Source organism: Pseudobacteriovorax antillogorgiicola, from assembly GCF_900177345.1.
Lineage (GTDB): Bacteria > Bdellovibrionota_B > Oligoflexia > Oligoflexales > Oligoflexaceae > Pseudobacteriovorax > Pseudobacteriovorax antillogorgiicola.
Genome location: NZ_FWZT01000018.1, coordinates 33,880 through 54,456 on the forward strand (window position 1 = coordinate 33,880; position 20,577 = coordinate 54,456).

At 46.1% G+C, this 20,577-nt stretch carries 22 protein-coding genes; 12 read left to right on the top strand and 10 right to left on the bottom strand.

What is annotated here, in order from left to right; genetic code table 11:
* Window positions 1–264: 264 nt before the first annotated feature.
* The 4 genes from B9N89_RS20980 to B9N89_RS20995 all read left to right on the top strand — a co-directional run bounded on the left by B9N89_RS20980 (window position 265) and on the right by B9N89_RS20995 (window position 4,045).
* The gene (locus B9N89_RS20980) at window positions 265–1,041 is read left to right on the top strand and encodes a PilZ domain-containing protein (RefSeq protein WP_132322418.1); all 777 of its coding nucleotides are present in this window, start codon (window positions 265–267) and stop codon (window positions 1,039–1,041) included.
* A 3-nt stretch (window positions 1,042–1,044) separates the two neighbouring features.
* The gene (locus tag B9N89_RS20985; protein ID WP_132322416.1) at window positions 1,045–2,187 is read left to right on the top strand and encodes a hypothetical protein; all 1,143 of its coding nucleotides are present in this window, start codon (window positions 1,045–1,047) and stop codon (window positions 2,185–2,187) included.
* 124 nt (window positions 2,188–2,311) lie between these two features.
* Window positions 2,312–2,746, top strand: coding sequence for a PilZ domain-containing protein (locus B9N89_RS20990; RefSeq protein ID WP_132322414.1), 435 nt, complete (start codon window positions 2,312–2,314; stop codon window positions 2,744–2,746).
* Window positions 2,747–2,833: 87 nt separating this feature from the next.
* On the top strand, window positions 2,834–4,045 hold the full coding sequence (locus B9N89_RS20995; RefSeq protein ID WP_132322412.1) for an MFS transporter: 1,212 nt from the start codon (window positions 2,834–2,836) through the stop codon (window positions 4,043–4,045).
* Here B9N89_RS20995 and B9N89_RS21000 read toward each other — a convergent pair.
* A complete protein-coding gene (locus B9N89_RS21000; RefSeq protein WP_132322410.1) occupies window positions 4,014–4,811 on the bottom strand; it encodes a class III extradiol dioxygenase subunit B-like domain-containing protein in 798 nt (265 codons plus the stop codon). The two genes, B9N89_RS20995 and B9N89_RS21000, sit on opposite strands and share 32 nt — an antisense overlap.
* 158 nt (window positions 4,812–4,969) lie before the next feature.
* On the opposite strand from B9N89_RS21000, the gene B9N89_RS21005 reads away from it, so the two are divergent.
* Window positions 4,970–5,407 carry a response regulator gene (locus B9N89_RS21005; protein WP_159455531.1) on the top strand — a complete coding sequence of 146 codons (438 nt, stop codon included), beginning with the start codon at window positions 4,970–4,972 and terminating at the stop codon, window positions 5,405–5,407.
* A 59-nt stretch (window positions 5,408–5,466) separates the two neighbouring features.
* Window positions 5,467–6,288 carry a prolipoprotein diacylglyceryl transferase gene (gene lgt, locus B9N89_RS21010; RefSeq protein ID WP_200820754.1) on the top strand — a complete coding sequence of 274 codons (822 nt, stop codon included), beginning with the start codon at window positions 5,467–5,469 and terminating at the stop codon, window positions 6,286–6,288.
* On the opposite strand, the gene B9N89_RS21015 is transcribed toward lgt, so the two are convergent.
* The 3 genes from B9N89_RS21015 to B9N89_RS21025 all read right to left on the bottom strand — a co-directional run bounded on the left by B9N89_RS21015 (window position 6,251) and on the right by B9N89_RS21025 (window position 9,356).
* Window positions 6,251–7,435 (bottom strand): response regulator, encoded by a 1,185-nt coding sequence (locus B9N89_RS21015; RefSeq protein ID WP_132322406.1) that lies wholly within the window; start codon window positions 7,433–7,435, stop codon window positions 6,251–6,253. The two genes, lgt and B9N89_RS21015, sit on opposite strands and share 38 nt — an antisense overlap.
* A gap of 120 nt (window positions 7,436–7,555) precedes the next feature.
* A complete protein-coding gene (locus B9N89_RS21020) occupies window positions 7,556–8,821 on the bottom strand; it encodes a dicarboxylate/amino acid:cation symporter (RefSeq protein WP_132322404.1) in 1,266 nt (421 codons plus the stop codon).
* Window positions 8,822–8,927: 106 nt separating this feature from the next.
* Window positions 8,928–9,356 carry a DUF1499 domain-containing protein gene (locus B9N89_RS21025; protein ID WP_132322402.1) on the bottom strand — a complete coding sequence of 143 codons (429 nt, stop codon included), beginning with the start codon at window positions 9,354–9,356 and terminating at the stop codon, window positions 8,928–8,930.
* A 203-nt stretch (window positions 9,357–9,559) separates the two neighbouring features.
* On the opposite strand from B9N89_RS21025, the gene B9N89_RS21030 reads away from it, so the two are divergent.
* Window positions 9,560–9,952: a bacteriohemerythrin gene (locus tag B9N89_RS21030; RefSeq protein ID WP_132322400.1), complete on the top strand. Its 393-nt coding sequence runs from the start codon at window positions 9,560–9,562 to the stop codon at window positions 9,950–9,952.
* A gap of 5 nt (window positions 9,953–9,957) precedes the next feature.
* On the opposite strand, the gene B9N89_RS21035 is transcribed toward B9N89_RS21030, so the two are convergent.
* Genes B9N89_RS21035 through B9N89_RS21055 form a run of 5 tightly spaced genes read right to left on the bottom strand, consistent with a single transcriptional unit; the run spans window position 9,958 to window position 14,858 of the window.
* Entirely contained in the window at window positions 9,958–10,692 is a 735-nt protein-coding gene (locus B9N89_RS21035) for an outer membrane lipoprotein-sorting protein (protein WP_132322398.1), read from the bottom strand.
* A complete protein-coding gene (locus B9N89_RS21040; RefSeq protein ID WP_132322396.1) occupies window positions 10,689–11,960 on the bottom strand; it encodes an ABC transporter permease in 1,272 nt (423 codons plus the stop codon). Before B9N89_RS21040 ends, B9N89_RS21035 begins: the two co-directional genes overlap by 4 nt.
* Window positions 11,957–13,114, bottom strand: a complete 1,158-nt coding sequence (locus B9N89_RS21045) for an ABC transporter permease (protein ID WP_132322394.1) — start codon at window positions 13,112–13,114, stop codon at window positions 11,957–11,959. Before B9N89_RS21045 ends, B9N89_RS21040 begins: the two co-directional genes overlap by 4 nt.
* Complete coding sequence (locus B9N89_RS21050) at window positions 13,111–13,788, bottom strand: ABC transporter ATP-binding protein (protein WP_132322392.1); 678 nt, start codon at window positions 13,786–13,788, stop codon at window positions 13,111–13,113. The genes B9N89_RS21045 and B9N89_RS21050 overlap by 4 nt, the downstream gene beginning before the upstream one ends.
* A gap of 23 nt (window positions 13,789–13,811) precedes the next feature.
* Window positions 13,812–14,858: a hypothetical protein gene (locus B9N89_RS21055; protein ID WP_132322390.1), complete on the bottom strand. Its 1,047-nt coding sequence runs from the start codon at window positions 14,856–14,858 to the stop codon at window positions 13,812–13,814.
* An 87-nt stretch (window positions 14,859–14,945) separates the two neighbouring features.
* On the opposite strand from B9N89_RS21055, the gene B9N89_RS21060 reads away from it, so the two are divergent.
* Together B9N89_RS21060 and B9N89_RS21065 are read left to right on the top strand one after the other, a co-directional pair.
* On the top strand, window positions 14,946–15,839 hold the full coding sequence (locus tag B9N89_RS21060; protein ID WP_132322388.1) for an ABC transporter ATP-binding protein: 894 nt from the start codon (window positions 14,946–14,948) through the stop codon (window positions 15,837–15,839).
* The gene (locus B9N89_RS21065) at window positions 15,836–16,849 is read left to right on the top strand and encodes an ABC transporter permease (protein ID WP_132322386.1); all 1,014 of its coding nucleotides are present in this window, start codon (window positions 15,836–15,838) and stop codon (window positions 16,847–16,849) included. Before B9N89_RS21060 ends, B9N89_RS21065 begins: the two co-directional genes overlap by 4 nt.
* Here B9N89_RS21065 and B9N89_RS21070 read toward each other — a convergent pair.
* On the bottom strand, window positions 16,800–17,732 hold the full coding sequence (locus B9N89_RS21070; protein WP_132322384.1) for a DMT family transporter: 933 nt from the start codon (window positions 17,730–17,732) through the stop codon (window positions 16,800–16,802). The two genes, B9N89_RS21065 and B9N89_RS21070, sit on opposite strands and share 50 nt — an antisense overlap.
* A gap of 260 nt (window positions 17,733–17,992) precedes the next feature.
* On the opposite strand from B9N89_RS21070, the gene B9N89_RS21075 reads away from it, so the two are divergent.
* The 3 genes from B9N89_RS21075 (at window position 17,993) to B9N89_RS21085 (ending at window position 20,571) form a co-directional block, all read left to right on the top strand.
* Window positions 17,993–18,454 (top strand): hypothetical protein, encoded by a 462-nt coding sequence (locus B9N89_RS21075; protein WP_132322382.1) that lies wholly within the window; start codon window positions 17,993–17,995, stop codon window positions 18,452–18,454.
* Between the two features lie 36 nt (window positions 18,455–18,490).
* Entirely contained in the window at window positions 18,491–18,700 is a 210-nt protein-coding gene (locus B9N89_RS21080; RefSeq protein WP_132322380.1) for a putative signal transducing protein, read from the top strand.
* A gap of 68 nt (window positions 18,701–18,768) precedes the next feature.
* Window positions 18,769–20,571: an ABCB family ABC transporter ATP-binding protein/permease gene (locus B9N89_RS21085; RefSeq protein WP_132322378.1), complete on the top strand. Its 1,803-nt coding sequence runs from the start codon at window positions 18,769–18,771 to the stop codon at window positions 20,569–20,571.
* Window positions 20,572–20,577: the final 6 nt, after the last annotated feature.

The following is a 20,577-nucleotide window of genomic DNA, read 5'->3' on the forward strand; positions in this document are numbered from 1 at the left end:
AAATTGGATTAGAATATCCATAAAAACTCATCAAAAATATCAAATGTCTTAAGTGGATGCGTAAGACTTTTGTAAAACAGCTCTTATATATTTGCTACTGGAAGTTAAAGGTAAACTATTTTTTTACAAAACCTTTAAGCTCCTTCCATTTGTAGAAAATCCATGCCAAATTGCGGGCTTTTTACGACTCGTGATATACTTATTTTACCGGTGTCTCACCTGGGGAACCGCGTCATCCTCTTCCTCAATTAGGGTTGCGATCCGATGGTACAAGAAAAGCTGATCTCGGAAACGGAGCAGATCCATAAATATCTCAGAGATTTGGCCCTCAAGGACTCTACAGGAATTATCCGCCCTGTTAAAGCCACAACCCTAGGAGTCAAGTTCCGTTTTGGTCGCACAAAGTTTAACGAAAAGCCATTTGGAATCCAACTTGTCGATATCTCGCAGTATGGCTTGAACAAACTCAAAGACTACAAGGAACTCCAGATCGAGGTGTTCGGCCAAGATCGGAGGGTATCGTTTAAATCTGATCTTCTGAAGGTCAGTAAGTACGGAATATGGGTCTCTGTGCCGGTTGAGGTTTCCAAGTCAGAGCGTCGGCAAAGGCAGCGCTATCTTACCAATGAGGATCATCTACCATTTTTCGATCCTGGAAATTGGGCTGTGGAGCCAGATGATATCTCGGCCCCACCCGTATTTGGCCTGTACAAGCCCCTCGCAGCATGGACTTTGGTGGTCGATATCAGCTTCGGAGGCTTATGTGTGGAAACCCGTTTCCCATCCATTGTTAATTGGGTGGAAAGCAATCCTCACTTCAAAGAGTCCATGGTTCAATTGCCTATGAAAAAAGGCTTTCAGGTGGAAACTGAGCTTCGCTGGACCAAACGCATTCGAGAACGGGTCGTCACTGAAGATGGATTAACTTTATCCATTCAGAAGTACAAGTTTGGGATGCAGTTTATTGAGCCGAGTCGCGAGTTCTTGCAGAGCCTCACAGAGTTCTTAAAAGTGATGCAAATTACGGAGAATAAGGGGTAAACGATGGTTCTAAGACCAGCTGGGAACTTCAAGGTTCCGACAGCCGTCGCCTACAGCGCCTTCGATCGCAAACTCAATATTATCATTAAGGATATTATCTCTAAAAGGGGCTGGCGCCTTGAAGGGACCCATACGTCTGAGGATGAGTGCTTTGCATTGCTAACGACAGGCAAAGCCTCGTTGCTTGTTATTGATGACACCGTTGAAGTCCCTGCCAGCTTCATCTTGCGAGAGCAAATCTTCAACGTAGTCCCTGTTTTAACACCTACTATCATTATTTGCTCCGAGCATAATGAAGTCGATATGAAGTGTATGATGGCTATGGGAGAGCCCGTAATCGTCAAGAAGCCACTCACTCCGCAGAAGTTCTTAGATGCCTTTGACCGTGTGATCAAGCGATGGAGCGCTCCCCCTTTTGGAAACTTGCGAGAGGCTGCGTTTCTTATCGCCAATGGTCAACGGCAAAATGGGTATAAGCTGTTGGCGAAAATGGTTCAAAACCAAGCTGTACACCACATAGCTTCTGCTGCCCTATCGTTATATTACCGGCAAAAGCATGACTTTCTGATGACAGAGAAGATTCTTTACAATGCCTTCAAGGCGGGTGAACATCAAATGTCGATCATCCTATCCTTGATTGATCTTTACCTTTATAGCGGGTGCCCCCGCAAAGCCCTAGAGCTGCTCAAGAAGGCCAATTACGAATATAACAATCCCAACTTCCTGTGTATCGATGCGATCCAGGCCCATTTGCTACTCAATCAGATTCGTGAGTGCAGCCCCTATTTGACCCAAATGATTGAGAACGACTACTTTGCTGATGTTGGCCGCTACTTCCTGCCTCGGATCGCGTACTCATCAGGCTTGCTCGACTTGTTTGACAAGTCGATTCGCTATCGTCCGGATAAGTTTGATGAGTATCAAAGAGCTTGGCATGTCCTATCTGATAAGGATGCGAAGCGCCGATTGTCGCAATACGAGCAAGTTTCCGTCATGAAAAAGTTGAAGGAAAGAGAGGAGCGGTTACGTATCGGCAAAACTGGCAAGGAAGAGGTGCGCAAGGAGCTTACCATCGATCAATCCCGTTATATGGAAATAGGTAAGCCATTGTTTAGACTGAATAAACAGAATCACGATCGCTCGTAATACTTCGGTTTCCTGGGGAAATCATCATGCATAACTTATGGCAATTCTAAGGCTTTCTCTAGTGATTTAGATTGGGCTGCAATTCCCGCCGATAGTAACTAAAATAGCTTAGTTGGAGATTCTTATGGACTGCGGAAGCCTAGATGAGCTTATGCAACAGTCTATCCGTGTGAGCCGCTCCCCGCGATTTGATGTTCGAGACTTAGATGTCAGGATTCTCGCCCGTGCTAACGGAATGCGCTACAACTGCTTTTGGTTGAAGGTCCTCAACATATCGAGTTCGGGTTTACTTATCACCAATGATCACCATGGTTTTGTGACGTTTCGAATCGGAGATACTTTGCAAACAACCATGGACATTGCTGGCCGTGTTTTTCGCCGTCCCATCCACGTCAGGTTTAGAATAGTCAGGGAGCACCAGCACAATAGCGGAACCGCATGGGGTTTAGAAGTTGTGGAAGTGGAGGAGCGACATAGTGAGGTCTTCCAGGCTGGCATTGATTTGATTAGCCTTATGACTCACCCCAAGGTGCAGTCGTCTCAGTCAAACATTGCCTAAACATGCTGAAGATTCTGATAGGATAGGCCTTGAAAGCCTATTCCATTTAGTTATAAGGTTCCCTCCTCTTGACTCAAAGGGGGCCTTTTGTCTGCCATTCGCTCGAACATACCGAAATTATACCTCTTCAGCGGCTCTTACATGCTGCTCATTCTACTGCCGATTTTTATTCCTTATGTGATCGATAAAGGCTTATCCATGGAGCAGGTGTTCCAGCTTCAGGCCGCTTTTGCAGTGTCAGTTTTGGTATTTGAAGTTCCTTCAGGGTATCTCGCAGATATTTGGGGGAGACGACGTTGTCTGATCCTAGGAGGGCTGTTAAACGGACTTGGCTATACCTTCTTGTTTTGGGGAGAAAGCTACTGGGACTTTATGGCTTATGAGGTGCTTCTTGGGGCTGCCGCCTCCATGTATTCAGGAGCGGATGTCGCTCTCCTTTACGATTCCCTAGACTCGCTGGGGGCCAGTGAAAGCCAAAAACGGCGATCCGTAGGAAATATCCTTGCCTCGCGATCTGTAGCGGAAGCGATAGCAGCCGTATTGAGTTCTATTCTCCTCTGGCTTGGAACCCAGTTTACCGTTGTAGCAGCTCAGTTCGCTGTTGGTTGGGCACCGCTTCTTATCGCTTTGAGCCTGAAGGAGTTGGAAATTGAGCGTCCACCCCACCTGGGGCATTTCAATAACTTTAAAGCCGTTGCAAGAACGATTTTCTTAGAGTCAAAAATGCTCCGAGCCATTGCCTTAACTATGACAGTGTGGGGGATGTCAACGTTCTTTGCGGTGTGGTTATTCCAAAAATATTGGCAGGAACAGGGCATTCCTTTGGTTTACTTCGGTTGGCTATGGGCTTTCTACAATCTGAGTGTCGCCATATCCAGTAAGTTTGCCCATCTGTTGGAAGACCGTTTGGGTCCAGCGCTCTTAGTACTCCTTATGGGGGGATTGCCAATTGCAGGGTATCTCTCGATGGCATTTTTTTCGGGTTGGCTAGGAGTTTGCGCAGGGCTGCTTTTTCAACTAGCCAGGGGAATTCATCAGGTCACCCTGAAAGATGCCTTCAACAAACGAATTGCAAGTCATCTAAGGGCCACATCCAATTCTGTGATCTCGTTTGGCTTCCGCGGGGCCTTCTTTGTTACAGGGCCAGCAGTGGGGTGGAGTGTTGATGTTTATGGCTTGCAAATGACTCTTTATATCTTGGCTGGGGTTTTTTCTCTTCTAGCTTTGGTTATCATTCTCCCGTTTGCAAAGTTGTTATGGACAGCTCCTAGTCATCCGGCTCAAATTGATTCAAAATAGAGATGCCGTAGCCTACTCCAAAAGGGGCTTCGTAAGATAGAAATTTGGCATTGTGGTTGGACAGCTGAGATGCCAATGCTACGAAGCAAAAGCTATCAACAACATCCTCTCCTGCACCCATTCTCAAATCCTCACTGATCTGAATAGCTTTTTGAAAGTCTCCTTGATGAAGAGCTTGGGTAAAGTTCTGATCGAACTCCTCAGCCTGCGGATGGAAGCCGCCAGGGGAGTCAGGCCTGAGGCAGTGTGAAAGATCCCCTGATGCGACCAGCGCGAAGCTTTGAGGGTCCTTGCGCAGAAGATCGTGAAGTGCATCTGCTGCATCTTCGACGTAATTCATGGGCTCCATGGCAGGCAAGCTAATGATGGTTGTTTTACCATCCCACCCAGCTTGTTGCAGGAACCACAGGGGCACCATAGAACCATGATCCAGGTCAACTTTAGGGAGAGACTCAAAGGAGTGGGGGGCGGTATCTTCGAGTTCTTCAATCATCACCTTATCCCAAGGCAAATTGATTTTGATCCCTGGCTTGCCAAAGCTCGCAAAGTTACCCGTAATTCTCTGGTTAATCACGCCGAATTTGTCAGGCAAACGGGGGGCGTGTGGGGATACTAATATAATGTGGTCTGGGTTGTACTTCATAAGAGTTCGCGCTGCTGTCATCATAGAATCAGTGGTTTTGCCACATTGCTTGCTACGGTCGAGGCCAACCGTCGGAATGGTTACGGGGGCGTGACACATAAGGGCAGAAGAACAAATAGGCATATGCGAATCCCTTTCTCTGGCATGACTTAAGTTCCTGAAATGTCTGCGAGCTGATCCGACTGATGATGAGTGATTCTAAATTTTACCGATTCGTAGAGAAATCAGCTAGCCAAATTCCGAACATGAGAGAGTCATCGGATTTTTCTAGGGCTTCTTTTATGACCATCACCGTAATCGACGACGACGAGAATATTTTAGAGTTGTATAGTGACTATCTAGAAACTCTAGGGTACCAAGATGTCAAGCTTTATCAGGATTCTAAGCCGTTCCAGGCCCAATCATTTGTCGACGATGTGGTAAAGGAAAGTTCTGTGATTCTTTGCGATATACGAATGCCTGACGTTGATGGCAAGGAAATCATGGATCGGGTTATTGAGTCGCGCAAGACCCTAGGTAAATATGTTCTCTTTATATTTATTTCAGGAATTCCCAAAGATTATTATCCTTGCACCTCCGATGGCTGGGGAGCCTTAGTCAAGGCGGACGATATGATTGGCAAGCCGATCACCCTCGATGAAATGAAGCAGGTCCTCGAACTCCACGGTATCTTTCCCATGAATGGTATTGTAGCAGACTTCGACGAAGATGCTGGCTGACACAGTGCTCCGGATATGAGATTCGAACTGTCCCATAAAATTTGCTAGACTCACCTGATATGCAAACTGCTGAGGCATCTATGGAGTACTACGTTCACGACTTAAATCCCATCGCGTTTTCAATAGGAGATTTAGTACTCCCATGGTACTGGCTTGTTTATGTGGCTGGTTTCTTTTTTATTTACAGTTATGGCCGTCGGCTTGCTCGCAGTCAGAATCTCATCTTAAGCAAAAATGATTGGATCGATTACATGGTTTGGGGATGGCTAGGTCTCCTCTTAGGAGGGCGTTTATTCTATGCTTTGGTCTATAATCTGGAGTATTTTGTGAGCCATCCGGCGGAAATTTATCAACTTTGGAAAGGTGGCATGAGCTTTCATGGTGGCTTGCTGGGAGTTTTGCTGACCATCTATATTCTGAGCCGAAGGAAAAAGCAGGACTTTTTCCTGCCCATGGATCTGGTCGCAAGTAGTATCCCCTTCGTGCTTGGCTTTGGGCGTATTGCAAACTTTATAAATGGTGAGCTTGCAGGGCGCGTGGCATCGATTCCTTGGGCTGTCGTCTTTCCAAAGTACTACGATCAGCTTCCAAGGCATCCATCCCAGCTTTATCAATCTGCAACAGAAGGTTTTCTGCTATTTGTCATCCTCCGATGGCAGCGTCATCGACTGTCAAATAGCGGTACCATATCGTGCTTCTTTTTGATTGGGTATGGTTCTTTTCGATTTGTGACCGAGTTCTTTCGAAATCCAGATCCGCAAGTCGGCTTTCTACTCGGTTTTCTCACGATGGGGCAGCTGCTTTGTTTGGTGATGATTTTGATTGGTTTTGCTTTACTGCGTTTCAGGCAGACTTATTCAAGTACTTCTGAGTCAGTTTAAGCTTGTCGTGGGCTTTATCGTAATCGGGTTTCAGCTGAATGACTTCGTGTAATATTTTATCTGCCTTCGTAATATGGTCTTTGGACTTCAGGTTGATGTGGGCGATGGCCAAATTGTAGAGAATCCGATAGAGTTCTCTAGCATGTGGCATCAATCGTTTCGCTTTTTCATATTCATCGATCGCATCGAGATAGTTGCCCTCTTTCGCGAACATTACTCCCCGATTGTTGAAGTGTCGAATCAATTCTTTAGCACCTGTGGTTTCTTCACAAAAATCTTGGGCTTCCTTCTCGAAGCCGGCATCCTGTAGATTCTGAAAAAATTTAAATTTCAGGTCTGGATCTTCGGGGTTAAACTTAATGAGGTCGCGATATTTTTCGATGCTTTTTTGTGGAAGGCGCATCTCTAGGTACATATCAGCCATCCGCTGGAGCCTTTCCAAGTTGTCAGGAGCGAGCTTATCCGCCATTTCATAATATTTTTTAGCGTCCTCGTAGTTGCAGGTCCGCATCCGTAGCCGAGCTAGCTGATTGATATAAGATAAATTCTTCGGATCGTCTTTGAGCAGCTTGGAAGTAATATCTAGAGAGCGTTGGTAGTCCTCAGCATGCTCAAAAACTTCAGATGCTAAGAATCTCGACTTGGGCCCACCATTGACAAGCTTCTGATCTGCTACTGCTACGGCTTTGTCAGTTTCTCCCCGCTCCCAAAGGGGGTCAAGGACATTGATCTTTAACTCATGAATGCTGGCTCGTTGTGAAGCCTCTTCCATGGCCTTCGCAATAAGGCTAAGGAGTGTAGCTTCCTTGATTGGCTTCTTTACCAGCACAATTTCACCTAGCTCCTTCATGATGTTGGTGTCTTCTGAACTCACGGGGGTCGCTTGGGTGATAATCATGCCAGGATTTCTTTTTGATGGCACATCGTGGTTTCTAAACTTTTGGATTAAGACAGATCCAGGGAGTCCTTCGAGGTTCTTTTCAGACATCACGAGGTCGATTTTATTCTGGTTGTAATGGTAGATCGCTTGCTCCCAGTTAGGTGCCTTAACCACAGGGATTTTTCGTCGATCCAACATCGACTCAATCTGGTTCATCACCGTTTGGTCATGATCGATGATTAAGATCTTACTGGGAAACTTACTCATGGCGCGCCTATATGAGATCGTGGACACCTGCTTTACTTTCGGTAAAACAGGGTCCTACTTTAGGTGTTTTCGCGCCATTAGAGAAAGTACTGGTCGGCAGGGTGCTGGGGCCCCTAGCCGCTAGCCGCTAGCGTGGGCTTTATTACTGAAGGTGGCTGTGTCCAGAGCTTTCTCACTTTTTGCTACGATGCAGCTCACGGTAGCATCTCCTGTCACATTAACGGCAGTTCTCATCATATCGAGCAATCGATCAATGCCAATGATCAAGCCGATACCTTCAACTGGCAATCCGACTTGATTGAGAACCATAGCAAGAGTGATCAGGCCAACCCCTGGAACCCCTGCAGTACCAACCGAAGCCATCGTTGCTGTGAGCACCACCATCAAAAAATCTGTCACGGCCAAATCAACTTGGTAGGCTTGAGCAATGAACACCGTTGCCACACCTTGCATGATCGCTGTGCCGTCCATATTGATTGTGGCACCTAGGGGAATAGAAAACGATGCGATTTTATTATGGACGCCGAGTTTCTCTTCGACAGTTTTCAAGGTGATGGGCAGTGTTGCGTTGCTACTTGCGGTCGAGAAGGCATAAAGCCAAACTTCACGGAACTTACGGATGAAAACCATTGGGTTCAAGCCGGAAAAAACCTTGAGAATTGATGTGTATACCAAAGTTACCTGACAAATGAGAGCTGCAACTACGACGAGGAAGTATTTCGCAAGAGGTAAAATCGCTGAGAAGCCCAATGTAGCAAAGATTTTCGCAACTAGGCAGAACACTCCAAAAGGGGCGATAAGCATGAGAATCGATAGGACAACCATGACGACACCATTGGCCTCTTTTACGAAGTTAAGCAAGCTGCTTGCCTTTTTCCCCTGAATATTGATGCCTAGTCCTATCAATATTGCAAACATAATAACTTGAAGCATGTTTCCCTGAGTCATTGCTTCTAGGGGGTTTGCGGGAATCAAGTCAATCAGGATTTGACCAAAACCTGGGGCTTCCTTTGCGACAAACTGGCTTTCTGAGCTGAGTTCAATCCCTTGGCCAGGAGAGACCAATAAGCCAAATGAAATGGCCATGCTGATCGCAATTGCAGTTGTCATAAGGTATAGCGCAAGAGTTTTACCACCGACGCGGCCTAGTTGGCTCAGATCCGATAGGGACGTGACACCCTCGATCAGTGACACGAAAACTAAGGGCACAACGAGCATTTTTAGGGAGCGGATGAAAATTTGACCACCAACATGGAAAGCGCCATCCACTAAATAGGTCTGGGTCCATGCCATGTCTGAGTGTGATAGGAGAATGCCCACGGCGATACCCAACGCCATGGCCAGTATGATATTGCGTGTGAGATTCTTATTCTGCAGGGCCTTCATCGAATTTCCTAGGGTTGTTGAGATAGCCAACAATCCTAGCTACACCCCAGCACCTTGTCAAACCTATGGGAGGACAGGCGCTGAATAAGATTAGATCGGATGCTCTCTATTTCATCTGGCTCCGAATAGCCTCGATGCGTTCACGATTCAAACCCATATCAGAATGGCCTAGTCGAGACGCAGATCTTACGTGGACTACGGATTCGTCATCAGGGATATAAAACTCTACATCATCAACGTAGCGCATAATAAATGTAGTGAACTCCACATAGAGGTAATTGTCAGTTTCTTGAATGACTTCAGTTCTAGGCATACTATTTATGATGGACTTCAACTTTTCTAAAGTTTCTGCCTTGTTGTTAATGATCGGCAAAGGCTCGATCTTATGCTCTTCTGTCTCTGCAAAACTCGAAACACAATTGGGACTATCTGGACACGGCTTCAAGCCGCCTTCCTGAATACCAATGTCTGTAGGCCGGGTGCCAGTACAAGCTGAGATGGTAATTAGCAACATAAACGGTAAGAATTTCCACATGACGATCTCCTGTTATTCTTGTTTCAGGGTATTGACCATACCATAGTTACAGGAGCTTGCCGCTCCTACTTGAAAATGACAATCTCGATTTTCCTCTCTGTTCCATCCTGTGGCTGTTAGGGGTAATAAAGATTTTTTGAAATCTCGCTGGTAACTTTTGATACAATCAAAGCGTATCGCCGTATGTTTTCTAGCGAGGTATTATGGATTGGAAACCTGAATACAACGTGGGTGTAGACTATCTTGACGAACAGCATAAGGCTATCGTTGAAGGGATACGTCACCTGTCGACAGAATTTGAAAATGAGCAGGGACTAAGACAGGCGGTTTCTGAATTATTTGAACTGATTCGCACTCATTTTCGTCACGAAGAGATTATTTTACTCCGGCACGGCTACCGTGATAGAGAAAAGCATGAGGAAATCCATAGCAAATTCCTTGATGGCCTTGGAATATTAGAGCAAAAGTTTGCTGAAGTGGGCTCAGATCTTTTACCAACCATCATTGATTTCCTAAGCCAGTGGTTTCACGATCACTTCACGCAAGTTGATCAGAAATATGCAGAGATTGTTGGTAAGTTTGCACGGCCTGCATAAGAAAGCTAGCGACGCAACTGCCGTTTCTCGAATTGACTGCTGGGAATGCTCTCAAGAAATTCGATGTTATGGATCAGGTACTCGGTACCTTTGCCTTGCTTTAGTTCATCCTTGAAAATTATTTGAGTGGGGTACCAGCGCTTGCCAAACTGCTCGACTTTCTTGATAGTTACCGACTTCAATAGTATATCGGTCGCACTGTATAGCAACTCTTTGAGAACTACGAAGCGTTCTTGGTCAACCCATACTTTTCGTTTTTGATAGGCTGAGCTTGCTGAATTGGCCTTAAGTTCAAGCTCCCAAACATTCCTCTTCAATATTGTATCACTGCGAGTCAGGGTTCCACTGTATGCATCGGCAAGTGAATCATTTTCCATCATATCCTCATAGGATAGGTCGGAACCCATCACTGATTGCCGCAGCATATGACCAGCAATGGTCACAGTTCGGTCAGCTTGGGGATAATAGATCCAGATTTTGTCCCCGAGCTTGAGCATTTTTGTGCCTTTCTCGCGCTTAGGTGCCAAGTACTCGGTGAATGCCTTTTCCTTTCCTTCAACATAGGACAATGATTTTATCCGCCTTTCGAAACGCTTTGTATGCACGACCATCTCAGACTCGACTTTTGTAGCAGGATGGTTCTGAACGGCGTCGATTTTAAGAAGAATTTCTTTTACTGTTGGCTGTGCTGATGCATAGCTTGTTGATAGGAAAATTATTGCGGGGAACCATAGCTTCATTGTTCTAGCTCCTTGAATAGCTGTGCTGTAGAGCGCTTAAATATGGCACGACCGGCGATGGCAGCCCCTAAGCAGTTGGCAATGAGCCCAGGTACTAAGCCAACAACGATTGTTGCCCCCGAGATCCGCGCATAAATAGTATCGGCTATGACAATAGTCGCAAGATCGGTACTCATCATTTCAGCGATATTTAGCCCATTTTCCTGTAAATAGTAACTTGGAATCAACCCCAGAAGTGTTCCAAGTATAGCGCCAATAACCCCGATGATAATAGATTCGACAATCAGATTTTGGTAGATTGTCTTGGCGCTTTCACCTAAAGCCAGGCGTAAACCAAACTCTCCATGGCGCCGAAGGCCGTTGAGTAGACCTGCATTCCATAAGATAATTGACATGATAAATACAAAGGCCGATACAACGATGATATTCATCCATCTGCCTAAGCTCATCATCATGGAAAGGTCTGGGTCATCGGATAAGATACTCATGGTGAGTGGAAAGGATTCATCGGATTGATCTTGCATGTCGTTGAAATTTTGCTGTAGTTTTAGGCTAGCTTCTGAATTAAAACGCTTGGAGTCAAAAAAACCCAAGATCTCAGAAGCACCATCAGGCATATTTAGAAAGCTTCGCGCTTCTCTGATATCCAACACTATCCCACTGCGATCCAAAGCTTTCATACCGAATGTTACACTGCCGCTGATCTTGAAATTGGCGACTGCCATGGAGCCGTCCATAGTTGAGCTGATGATGGTGATGGAGTCGTCGAGGGTAAGCCCTAACTGTTCCATGAGATCAACACTTACGAGCACTTCATGGTTCCTGGGAAAATGGCCACGGGTCAAACCTTTATCTAAGCTCAATCTTTGGGTTTCTTGATTTAGATCGAAGTCGATAGCGATGCCTAAGATCGGACTTTGTTTGAGAGTTTCTCCTGATTCATCCCCAAGGTCCAAAAGTCCCCCAAAGTAAATACGAGGTGCCCAGTTCAAGTTCGGTACCTCATCTGCAAGGCCTTCTATCAGACTGTTGCTCCCCAGGACTGCAAGGTCATTCGGTTTCTGATCCTCAAACTCTTGGTATGCTTTTGTCGTAATACGCACGTGACCTTTTTGGAAGTTAACACTATGATCGACGATCGAGTTCATTTCTCCGTCCATCCAGGCTTGAAGTAAGACGCAAAGTGAGGTACCTGCTGCTACAACCAGTATAGGAAATAGGCTGCGGTGCTTGTCTCGCCAGAGGCCAAGGAATAAGAAGTGAATCATATCCAGTTTCCTCGTATTGCCTGAGTTGGTTGAAGTTGACCTACTTTGCGAGCGGGCCAATAACTGGCTACAGTCAGAAGTATACTTACGGAAAGAAAGGTTTTAACAAACCCATATGTTGTGTAACTAGGGTGGAGGGATTGTTCGATGGCGACCCCCCAGGAATCAACATCACCGGGTATTTGAATGCCATTGGTTTCAAGCCATAGAAACACCGGGCCTCCAAATACAGCAACAAGTCCAAAGGCTAAAACTCCGTAAAGCAGGCCTTCCATGATAAGTAGCCCCATAACTTGTCGAGGCGTGAGTCCAAGTGCCATAAGGATACCTAGCTCTTTCCGACGATGGAAAATCGATAGAGCTTGAGTATCGAAGACAGAAAGAAAGATCATGAACATCAATATAGCAATCAGCATGAGGCCAGTCTGCTGCTTGACCTCGACTAGGCGATTGGTTTCTTCTAGGAGCTGATCCTGGGTTTTTATCTCCCAAATGGAAGTCGCTGGGGGGATCTCTGGCGTGGCGCTGATATGAATACTGGCGTGATTGGGAGTGCCATGCATCAATTGCAATTCATATAACGGTAGCCAGATAGCATTGCTATCAATTTCGGGGTTTTGACTTTGGAAGATCTCAACGACAATACCATGAACTCCATAAAACGCCCCTTGTGCGGTTCGCCAACGGATAATGAACGATTCTCCTACCTTGACTTTAAGCTTTTTAGCCATTCTTCGACCGACCATAAGTGGAACATAGCCTTCAGGCACATTGTTTCTCAACGCTGTGAATGATACCGAAAGAGTTTTTTGCTCAGGAGGAATACCATTAATTCGAGTCGATACCATACGCTGTTTTGGATAAATACTACCTTGCAATATCAAAATGGGAGTCAAGCTAGGATGGTTCATGGTGGGGCCGTGAGCTTCATCAAGAGACAATGGGTCATCGGGATCATAGTTTTGATGCCATAACTGACCCTGAGCGACCCAGCTATCAATCAGGATTTTCTTCATCTGCAGGTGCATACCGTGATATAGACCGTCTAGGAAGATCATGGTAAATATCGTCAGGGCAAGAACTAAAACGTTGAGCCATGTCTTGGCTCCACTCTGTAGCAGCTGTTTCAAGGCTTGTTTCCAAAGAAAGATCATCCCGTCGCCTCGTTTTGAACCTGACCATCTTCAAGGGTGATCACACGCCTCAAGCGTCTGATAACTTTTTCATCATGTGTTGAGAAGATGAAGGTTGTGCCCAAGTCTCTATTTAACTGTTCCATAACGTCTAGGATTATATTTGAGTTTTCCTTATCTAGGTTGGCAGTCGGTTCATCAGCTAAGACTAACTTGGGTTGTTTCACCATAGCTCGAGCTATAGCAACTCTCTGGCTCTGGCCACCTGATAATTGCGAGGGTCGCGAAGAGGCGCGATCGGCAAGACCAACCCACTCCAGAGCCTTGCGAACGGCTTCGCTCCGTTGTTCTCGCGGTTCTTTTAAGAGCAATAAGGGATACTCAACGTTTTCAAATACTGAATAGTGAGGAAGTAAGTAGTAGGACTGGAAGATAAATCCGATATCCTTGGCACGAATAGCAGCAGCTTCTCTGGGACTGAATGTTTCTAGCTGACGATCCATAAGTTTGATACGCCCCGTCGTTGGTTTATCGAGAGCGCCAATGAGATTGAGAAGGGTCGTTTTACCAGAGCCACTAGGCCCTATGAATCCTGAAAACTCACCAGATGCGATTTCGATGGAGATATTTTTTAAGGCGTGAAGCTGATGGCCACCGATGTTGAAGACCTTTCCGACATTTCTTATTTCTATCATAACTCAAGTCGATCCTTTTTCTTCTAATGGGTCCATTGACCGGTTACTTGTAGGCCTGCTTGAGGGTTTCTTTCGGAAAGATCACGGTAGAAAACCCCTAAACCCCAGATGTACTGATCGAGGGTATGGCTCCATTCTACGAGCCCTTGAGACGCATCTTCGCTCCAATTACCGTAGGCGTTTACGGCTTCAATGAAGCTCAAAGGGTATTGAATTTGCCCAGCGATCCCATCGCTGTCTTGGCCAAACATTTGGCGATGATTTAACTCAAGGGAAGCATAAAGGCCGGATCCCCAATCGAAGGTGTAGTCTGAGCCTAAGACGACATTCAAAATTTGGTCTTGAAAAATCCCATCTTCCTCATGTGCTGCTTCAACCCAAAGTCCAAATCCCAAGTCCCATGATGCGTCGAAGCCAACATGCTGTGAGTAAAACTCTTCGTCTGCTAGCTCAATGGGGCGCCGTAGATACGAAAGGCCGTATTCTCCCGTAGCGTGACTGATTTCGAGTCGCCCCCCTGATGCGAAGCGATCTTTATCGCTTTGGGTTACACTGTTACCTGCCATAACACGCTCATCGCGGAAGCTCCATAGCCATATAGTATGATTACTAGGAGTGTAGAACTTAGCGAGTATACCATTCACCCCCCGGGTAAATGGAATCAAGTCTGTGGGGTCTAGTTGGTCGAACCACTGCAAGGGTCGAATCAATCGAGCAGGGCCAAAGTTCACCTTTTGTCGACCCAAGCGAAGGCTCCATTCCTCTTGGGTATAACGAAGCCATAGTCGATTAAACTCTTGAATCGATTGATCGTCATCCCCGGATATACTATAAGAAAGGTGGCCTTCGGCAAAAACCTTCCAACTATCATTTTCTTCAGGAAAACTATACTCGATGCGGGGAGTATAGCGAAGGACTTGGGCTCCCTGTTCGCCAGATTGTGATCGACCAAATAAGTCTGCCCCTATGGATTGACCATAGGCGTCTCTCACCTGGAAAATGCATAATACCATTGTCACTAAAGAATAGGACCATGACGGATTGAGCTTGAGACGGTGTTGCTTCCTCATTTCAATGACCATTAATCTATAGTACGATGGCAAGGTAAGTATACTCTGATCACACTTAAGTTCTAGTAATATCTTGGTGAGGCTTACATGGCCATCGTTCTCCAGGTCGATCAGCTAGTGAAGTCCTTTGGTTCAGTAAAAGCTGTCCGAGGTACAAGCTTCGAAGTCTTAGAGGGCCAGTGTTTCGGTTTGCTGGGTCCTAATGGAGCGGGGAAATCCACGACCATTGAGATGATTGAAGGCATTACCAATCCAGACGAGGGACAGATCCTATTCTGTGGCGAACCCTTTAAAGGTCCACTTCGCGATAAAATGGGAGTACAGTTTCAAAACACGGCATTACCACCTAAACTGACCGTCCGGGAAGCTCTGCAGACCTTTCGAAATCTCTATAGTCGCGGTTTAGAGATCGAAGCGCTCATCAATCTCTGTCAGTTAAAGGAATTTGTGAATCAGCAGCATGAAAAGATCTCGGGAGGTCAGAAACAGCGACTTCTCCTGGCCATTGCCCTCTGTCATGACCCTGAACTCATCTTGCTCGACGAACCGACCACGGGTCTTGATCCTCAAGCTCGCCGTCACGTTTGGAATATCGTTCGCGAAATCAAAGCCAAGGGTAAAACCCTTATTCTAACAACGCACTATATGGATGAAGCGGAGCAGCTGTGTGATGATATTGCTATCATGGATCATGGCCAAATCATGGCCCGGGGAAGCCCTCGAAAGCTGCTTCACGAGCATTGTAAGAACACTATTGTATTTTTACCAGAAAGTGATGTTGCGAACCACATTTGGCTGAATCGCGCGAAATTTGGGCAAGTCTATCAGGTGCACCTTGGTGTAGAAATTCATACTCAGGACCTCAACGATATCTTGAGTCATTTAGGAACTCTCAATATGGATCTTACGGGGATTAATATTCGTCAGAGTAATCTTGACGACTTATTCCTACAGTTGACAGGGAAGGAGCTGCGTCAGTGACATTTAGCTTTCAACGCTTTTGGACCGTGTTTCAAGCTCGCAACCGAGAGTTCTATCGAGATCTAGGGGCATTAGGTTGGGTATTTTTGTTCCCTTTTTTAATGCTTGTTGGATTCAATTACATATTTGAGATGGATGGCAATGAAATCTTTAAGGTGGCTTGGGTGGAGCCTAGCCAATCAGCGGTATCGCCTCTATTAAAGGATATTGGCGTCGGGAACATAGAAGAAGGGCTTGCCAAATTAAAGTATCACAAGGTTGATCTATTGGTACAATCATCTGATAGTGGCTATCGTGTATGGCTCAATGATTCGTCTCCTCAATCGAAAACAGCCTATGCTGTTTTGAAGGGAGCTATTTCAGAGCCGACCGTTTCGATTCAAGAGGAAACGATTGAAGGGATTGAAATTCGTTATGCAGACTGGCTATTTCCTGGTCTGCTATCGCTCAATATCTTATGGATGGCGCTATGGGGTGTGGGCTGGGTTATCGTCCGGCATCGTAAGACTGGGGTTTTAAAGCGTTTCAAGGCCTCTCCGGTGACTCCCTTTGAATATCTTTTGGCTCAGATGGTGTCACGACTTTTGGTTTTGATATTTACTGGTGCCGTAGTGTTTGTTGGTGCATATCTCATCCATCCGTTTCCCATCGAGGGTAGCCTATTTGATCTTCTGGTGATTTACACCGGTGGGTGTTTCTGTCATGCAGCTATAGGCCTCGTGGTGGCAGCTCGAATTACAAGTGAGGAGCTTGCCAACGGCATTCTAAATCTGATTACATACCCCATCATGTTTGTCTCTGAAATCTGGTTTTCTTTGGAAGGCTCCGACCAGTGGGTCATCGATCTCGCTCACTTGACTCCCCTGTGGCACATGACCGATGGCATGCGCCGGATTCTGTTTGAAGGGGCATCGCTTTTTGATCTAGGTAGCTCCTTAACGATCTTCACAGCTGTCAGCATTATCGGCTTGCTTGTGGGCTCATGGCTATTTCGCTGGAATCCGCAATAGTGGATGCGGGCTTCTTTCGAGCTGTGAGCGATAAGGCGATTCCAGACATCATCATGAGGCCGCCTAGGATCTCATACACCCCTGGGTAATCATCTAAGAAAACGATTCCGAGGACCAGTGCCAGTGCAGGTGAACTACTGATGACCATGGCTGCGGTGCGAGCTTCAACATACTTCGCCGAATACATGACAAGAAGTCGACCCATACCTGGGCCGAGCAGCGCCGCAAAACTTACCAGCAGGACGAACTCACTTGTCCAGCTTTCGAACTGAGGTATATCTCGATAGATAGGCATCCATAAAAGTACCGAAAACCAAAGCCTCAGAGAATTGACTCGGGTAGGGTCGATTCTATGAATATACTTTCTGGTAATCACGGCCATGACGGCGAATATAAACGATGCCGAGGCTGCGTACAGGGCCCCTTGTTGCCACTCACCTGAGATATCCAGCGGTGGCTGCATAATGTAGAAGCCAAGGCTCACCACACCAATCGCAATCCAGAAGCGGATGTTCATCATTTCTTTAATTAAAAGCCATGCCAGCAGAGCTATAAAGATCACTTCGACTCGCATGATGGTGGTGACGACAGCCGGGGAAAGGTAGTTGATCGCTTCGGCACTGGCTTGATTACCGGCAACTGTGAATATGGCAAAGACCAGGCTTAGGATGAGCTCCAGTTTACTTGGCGGGGCGATAATACCACGCCAACCTTGTTGAAAGCCCAAGGTTAAGGTGTTGATAAGTGCGGCACTAGTGACAAGGATGAGGACCATATCTGCCGTGGAGCCTAGGCCTGCAGCAAGTTTCCATGGGATCATGAATCCCGCAGCTAGAATGGCAGAGATAAACGCAAAGGCGAGACCCTTCTGATAGTCCGGCATCAATATTAGCTCCTTTGTGTAGGGAAGAGCCAAGAGTGGCTGAGAGGTCCTCTTACATGATTTACCATCGTTAGTCAGCTAATTTGGCTAATTCATGGAATACCGTAACATTTAAGTCTCAGTCAGTCGTTACCTTTAAACCACATGTGAATGTCGGTAAAAAGACTAACTTACTGAAATTTTTTTTGAAATAAATGGTCCGACCTGTGCATCCTGTGGTTCGTCATCACAAGGTGATATAGAGATTTTTTGGAGGACTTATGAAGCTATTAAGTGTGTTAGCCCTGTTTGGTTTGTCAGTACCCGCCTTTGCTGGAAGCGTTAAGGTGATTCGCCACGTTCCTGAACACCAGGTTATCCGTGTCGAAGTGGGAGAGTGGGAAGAGTTTGATCAAAGAGACTTTGACCGTTATATGAGGCGAGTCGGTTACGACTACAAGGCCCACCATTATGCCAACCGCAGACTGAGGCAGCGGGTTAGGACCTTAGAGCAAGCCGTTCAACAGCTTCAGGAAACGGTCTACCAGCTCCAGGTAAGTCAGCAGGATCAAGATCGTGGCAGTCGCTATGTATGCGTGATTAAAACTAGCATGCATGGTACCTTCATGGCCAAAGATAGCAGCCGTCTAGGAGCCCAAGGCAAAGTGCACCGCAAGTGCGAGAAAGAGGCTAGCGAATTCTGGTGTAAAGATGCGAAAATGTCCTGTGAGGCTGAAGGCTAGGCCTTTTGGCCCGTTTCCTATTCTAGTGGAGATTGAATGCGTTTAGTACATACCTTCGGATCGCGATTTGAAGCAGAGCAGTTTGTTGCATTTCTTAATGGGTCAGGTGTTGAAGCCATGATTATATCAGACGATGAGGCGGGTCTTTTGCCGGCTCTGTCTTACCAGTCTGGAGTAAAAGTTTATGTCCATGAGGATGATTTTTCCAAGACCATAAAACTCATGAATTCATTTCAAGACTCTTAGCTTTCTGCAACTGAAATCGGTTGATAATGTATATTAGCGGAAAGACTACTATCTAAGAGGCAACTGCAGTGCGCGCGACGACTCACTACGATCCCCAAGATGAACAGGTGGAACGAGATCATATCCGAACCTTAAAAACTCTGTGGAACTACATATGGCCTAAGGGCAACGAAGGCTTTAAGGGGAGGGTGATTGCCTCTCTGAGCTGCTTGCTTCTCACCAAAGTTCTGAGCGTTTATACACCTGTGATCTACAAACATCTGATTGATCGCTTTACCATCGATGATTTATTGGTAGCACTGCCGCTAGGGCTGATATTTGCCTATGGTGCAGCAAAAATAGCGCAGTCTTTTTTTGGAGAATTGCGAGATTTTTTGTTTATGAAAGTCTCTCAGCGGACCAGACGCCTTGCTTCTTTAAAAACATTTGAGCACCTCCACCATCTGCCGCTTCAGTTTCACTTAGAGCGGCAAACTGGAGGCATCTCACGAGTGATTGAGCGAGGCACCCGAGCCATCCGGTTTGTACTCTCGTTTCTGGTGTTCAACATTGGCCCCACTATTCTTGAATTGGCAATGGTTGCTGGGCTTCTCACCTACTTCTTCGACTTTCGATTTGCGATGGTCGTAGGTATCACAGTAAGCATCTACATCCTGATGACAGTTCAAGTAACGGAATGGCGTTTGAAATATCGAAGGGATATGAATCAAAAAGATACCTTAGCCAATAGCAAGGCGATCGATAGCCTCTTAAACTTTGAGACCGTAAAGTACTTTGGTAATGAGCGCTTTGAATTCCAGCGCTATGATAAAGCCTTAGAAGGATTCGAAGATGCAGCATTGAAGAGCCAAGGCTCGCTGCTTCTTCTAAACGTGGGTCAACAGCTTGTGATTGGCTTGGGAACGATCACAATTCTATATCTAGCAGCCATGGGGGTTATGGATAAGACCCTAACCATTGGTGACTTTGTGATGATCAACACCTACATGCTTCAGCTGTTTATTCCACTTAATTTCTTAGGGTTTGTCTACCGTGAGATCAAACAGAGTTTGATCGATATGGATAAGATGTTTGAACTGATTGAAATTGAGCCAAGCATAAAGGATGAAGATGACGCCCCGGAGCTCGCTGTTAATAGTGGTGCGATTGAGTTTCGTCAGGTGTCATTCCACTATCATAGCCATCGACCGATATTAAAAGGCGTAAGTTTTACCATCTATCCAGGTGAGACAGTTGCTCTTGTAGGGCCCTCGGGAGCTGGAAAATCGACGATTTCTCGGCTTTTGATGAGGTTTTATGATGTATGCGAGGGAGCTGTACTGATTGATGGTCAAGATATTCGAACTGTGACTCAAGAGTCATTGCGTAAGGCTATCGGAATCGTGCCTCAAGATACCGTATTGTTTAACGATACCATAGGCTACAATATCCATTACGGTAATCCTGCAAAACCTGAAACGGATATTCCTAAGGCGGCAGCTTCAGCTAAGATTGGGACATTCGTGGAGAGTTTGAAAGATACTTATGAAACCAAAGTTGGTGAGCGAGGGCTCAAACTATCCGGTGGCGAAAAGCAGAGAGTTGCAATTGCACGGGCTATTCTAAAAGACCCTAAGATTCTCCTCTTTGATGAAGCGACATCGGCATTGGATACCAAGACTGAAAGGGAGATTCAGGGCTCATTGGATGCGATCACGAGGGGGCGAAGCACCTTAGTGATCGCTCATCGTCTGTCGACCATTGTCAACGCCGACCGAATTCTGGTCTTATCGCAGGGAGAGATCGTTGAAAAGGGAACCCACGACGAGTTGCTAGCGGCCCAAGGAGAATACTTTCGTATGTGGAACCGCCAGCAACAATCGAGTGACTGAATACCT

Coding starts and splice junctions, on each gene's coding strand:
- B9N89_RS20980 (WP_132322418.1), top strand. CDS start 265: ATGGTACAAGAAAAGCTGATCTCGGAAACGGAGCAGATCCATAAATAT.
- B9N89_RS20985 (WP_132322416.1), top strand. CDS start 1,045: ATGGTTCTAAGACCAGCTGGGAACTTCAAGGTTCCGACAGCCGTCGCC.
- B9N89_RS20990 (WP_132322414.1), top strand. CDS start 2,312: ATGGACTGCGGAAGCCTAGATGAGCTTATGCAACAGTCTATCCGTGTG.
- B9N89_RS21000 (WP_132322410.1), bottom strand. CDS start 4,811: ATGCCTATTTGTTCTTCTGCCCTTATGTGTCACGCCCCCGTAACCATT.
- B9N89_RS21005 (WP_159455531.1), top strand. CDS start 4,970: ATGACCATCACCGTAATCGACGACGACGAGAATATTTTAGAGTTGTAT.
- lgt (WP_200820754.1), top strand. CDS start 5,467: ATGCAAACTGCTGAGGCATCTATGGAGTACTACGTTCACGACTTAAAT.
- B9N89_RS21015 (WP_132322406.1), bottom strand. CDS start 7,435: ATGAGTAAGTTTCCCAGTAAGATCTTAATCATCGATCATGACCAAACG.
- B9N89_RS21020 (WP_132322404.1), bottom strand. CDS start 8,821: ATGAAGGCCCTGCAGAATAAGAATCTCACACGCAATATCATACTGGCC.
- B9N89_RS21025 (WP_132322402.1), bottom strand. CDS start 9,356: ATGTGGAAATTCTTACCGTTTATGTTGCTAATTACCATCTCAGCTTGT.
- B9N89_RS21030 (WP_132322400.1), top strand. CDS start 9,560: ATGGATTGGAAACCTGAATACAACGTGGGTGTAGACTATCTTGACGAA.
- B9N89_RS21035 (WP_132322398.1), bottom strand. CDS start 10,692: ATGAAGCTATGGTTCCCCGCAATAATTTTCCTATCAACAAGCTATGCA.
- B9N89_RS21040 (WP_132322396.1), bottom strand. CDS start 11,960: ATGATTCACTTCTTATTCCTTGGCCTCTGGCGAGACAAGCACCGCAGC.
- B9N89_RS21045 (WP_132322394.1), bottom strand. CDS start 13,114: ATGATCTTTCTTTGGAAACAAGCCTTGAAACAGCTGCTACAGAGTGGA.
- B9N89_RS21050 (WP_132322392.1), bottom strand. CDS start 13,788: ATGATAGAAATAAGAAATGTCGGAAAGGTCTTCAACATCGGTGGCCAT.
- B9N89_RS21055 (WP_132322390.1), bottom strand. CDS start 14,858: ATGAGGAAGCAACACCGTCTCAAGCTCAATCCGTCATGGTCCTATTCT.
- B9N89_RS21060 (WP_132322388.1), top strand. CDS start 14,946: ATGGCCATCGTTCTCCAGGTCGATCAGCTAGTGAAGTCCTTTGGTTCA.
- B9N89_RS21070 (WP_132322384.1), bottom strand. CDS start 17,732: ATGCCGGACTATCAGAAGGGTCTCGCCTTTGCGTTTATCTCTGCCATT.
- B9N89_RS21075 (WP_132322382.1), top strand. CDS start 17,993: ATGAAGCTATTAAGTGTGTTAGCCCTGTTTGGTTTGTCAGTACCCGCC.
- B9N89_RS21080 (WP_132322380.1), top strand. CDS start 18,491: ATGCGTTTAGTACATACCTTCGGATCGCGATTTGAAGCAGAGCAGTTT.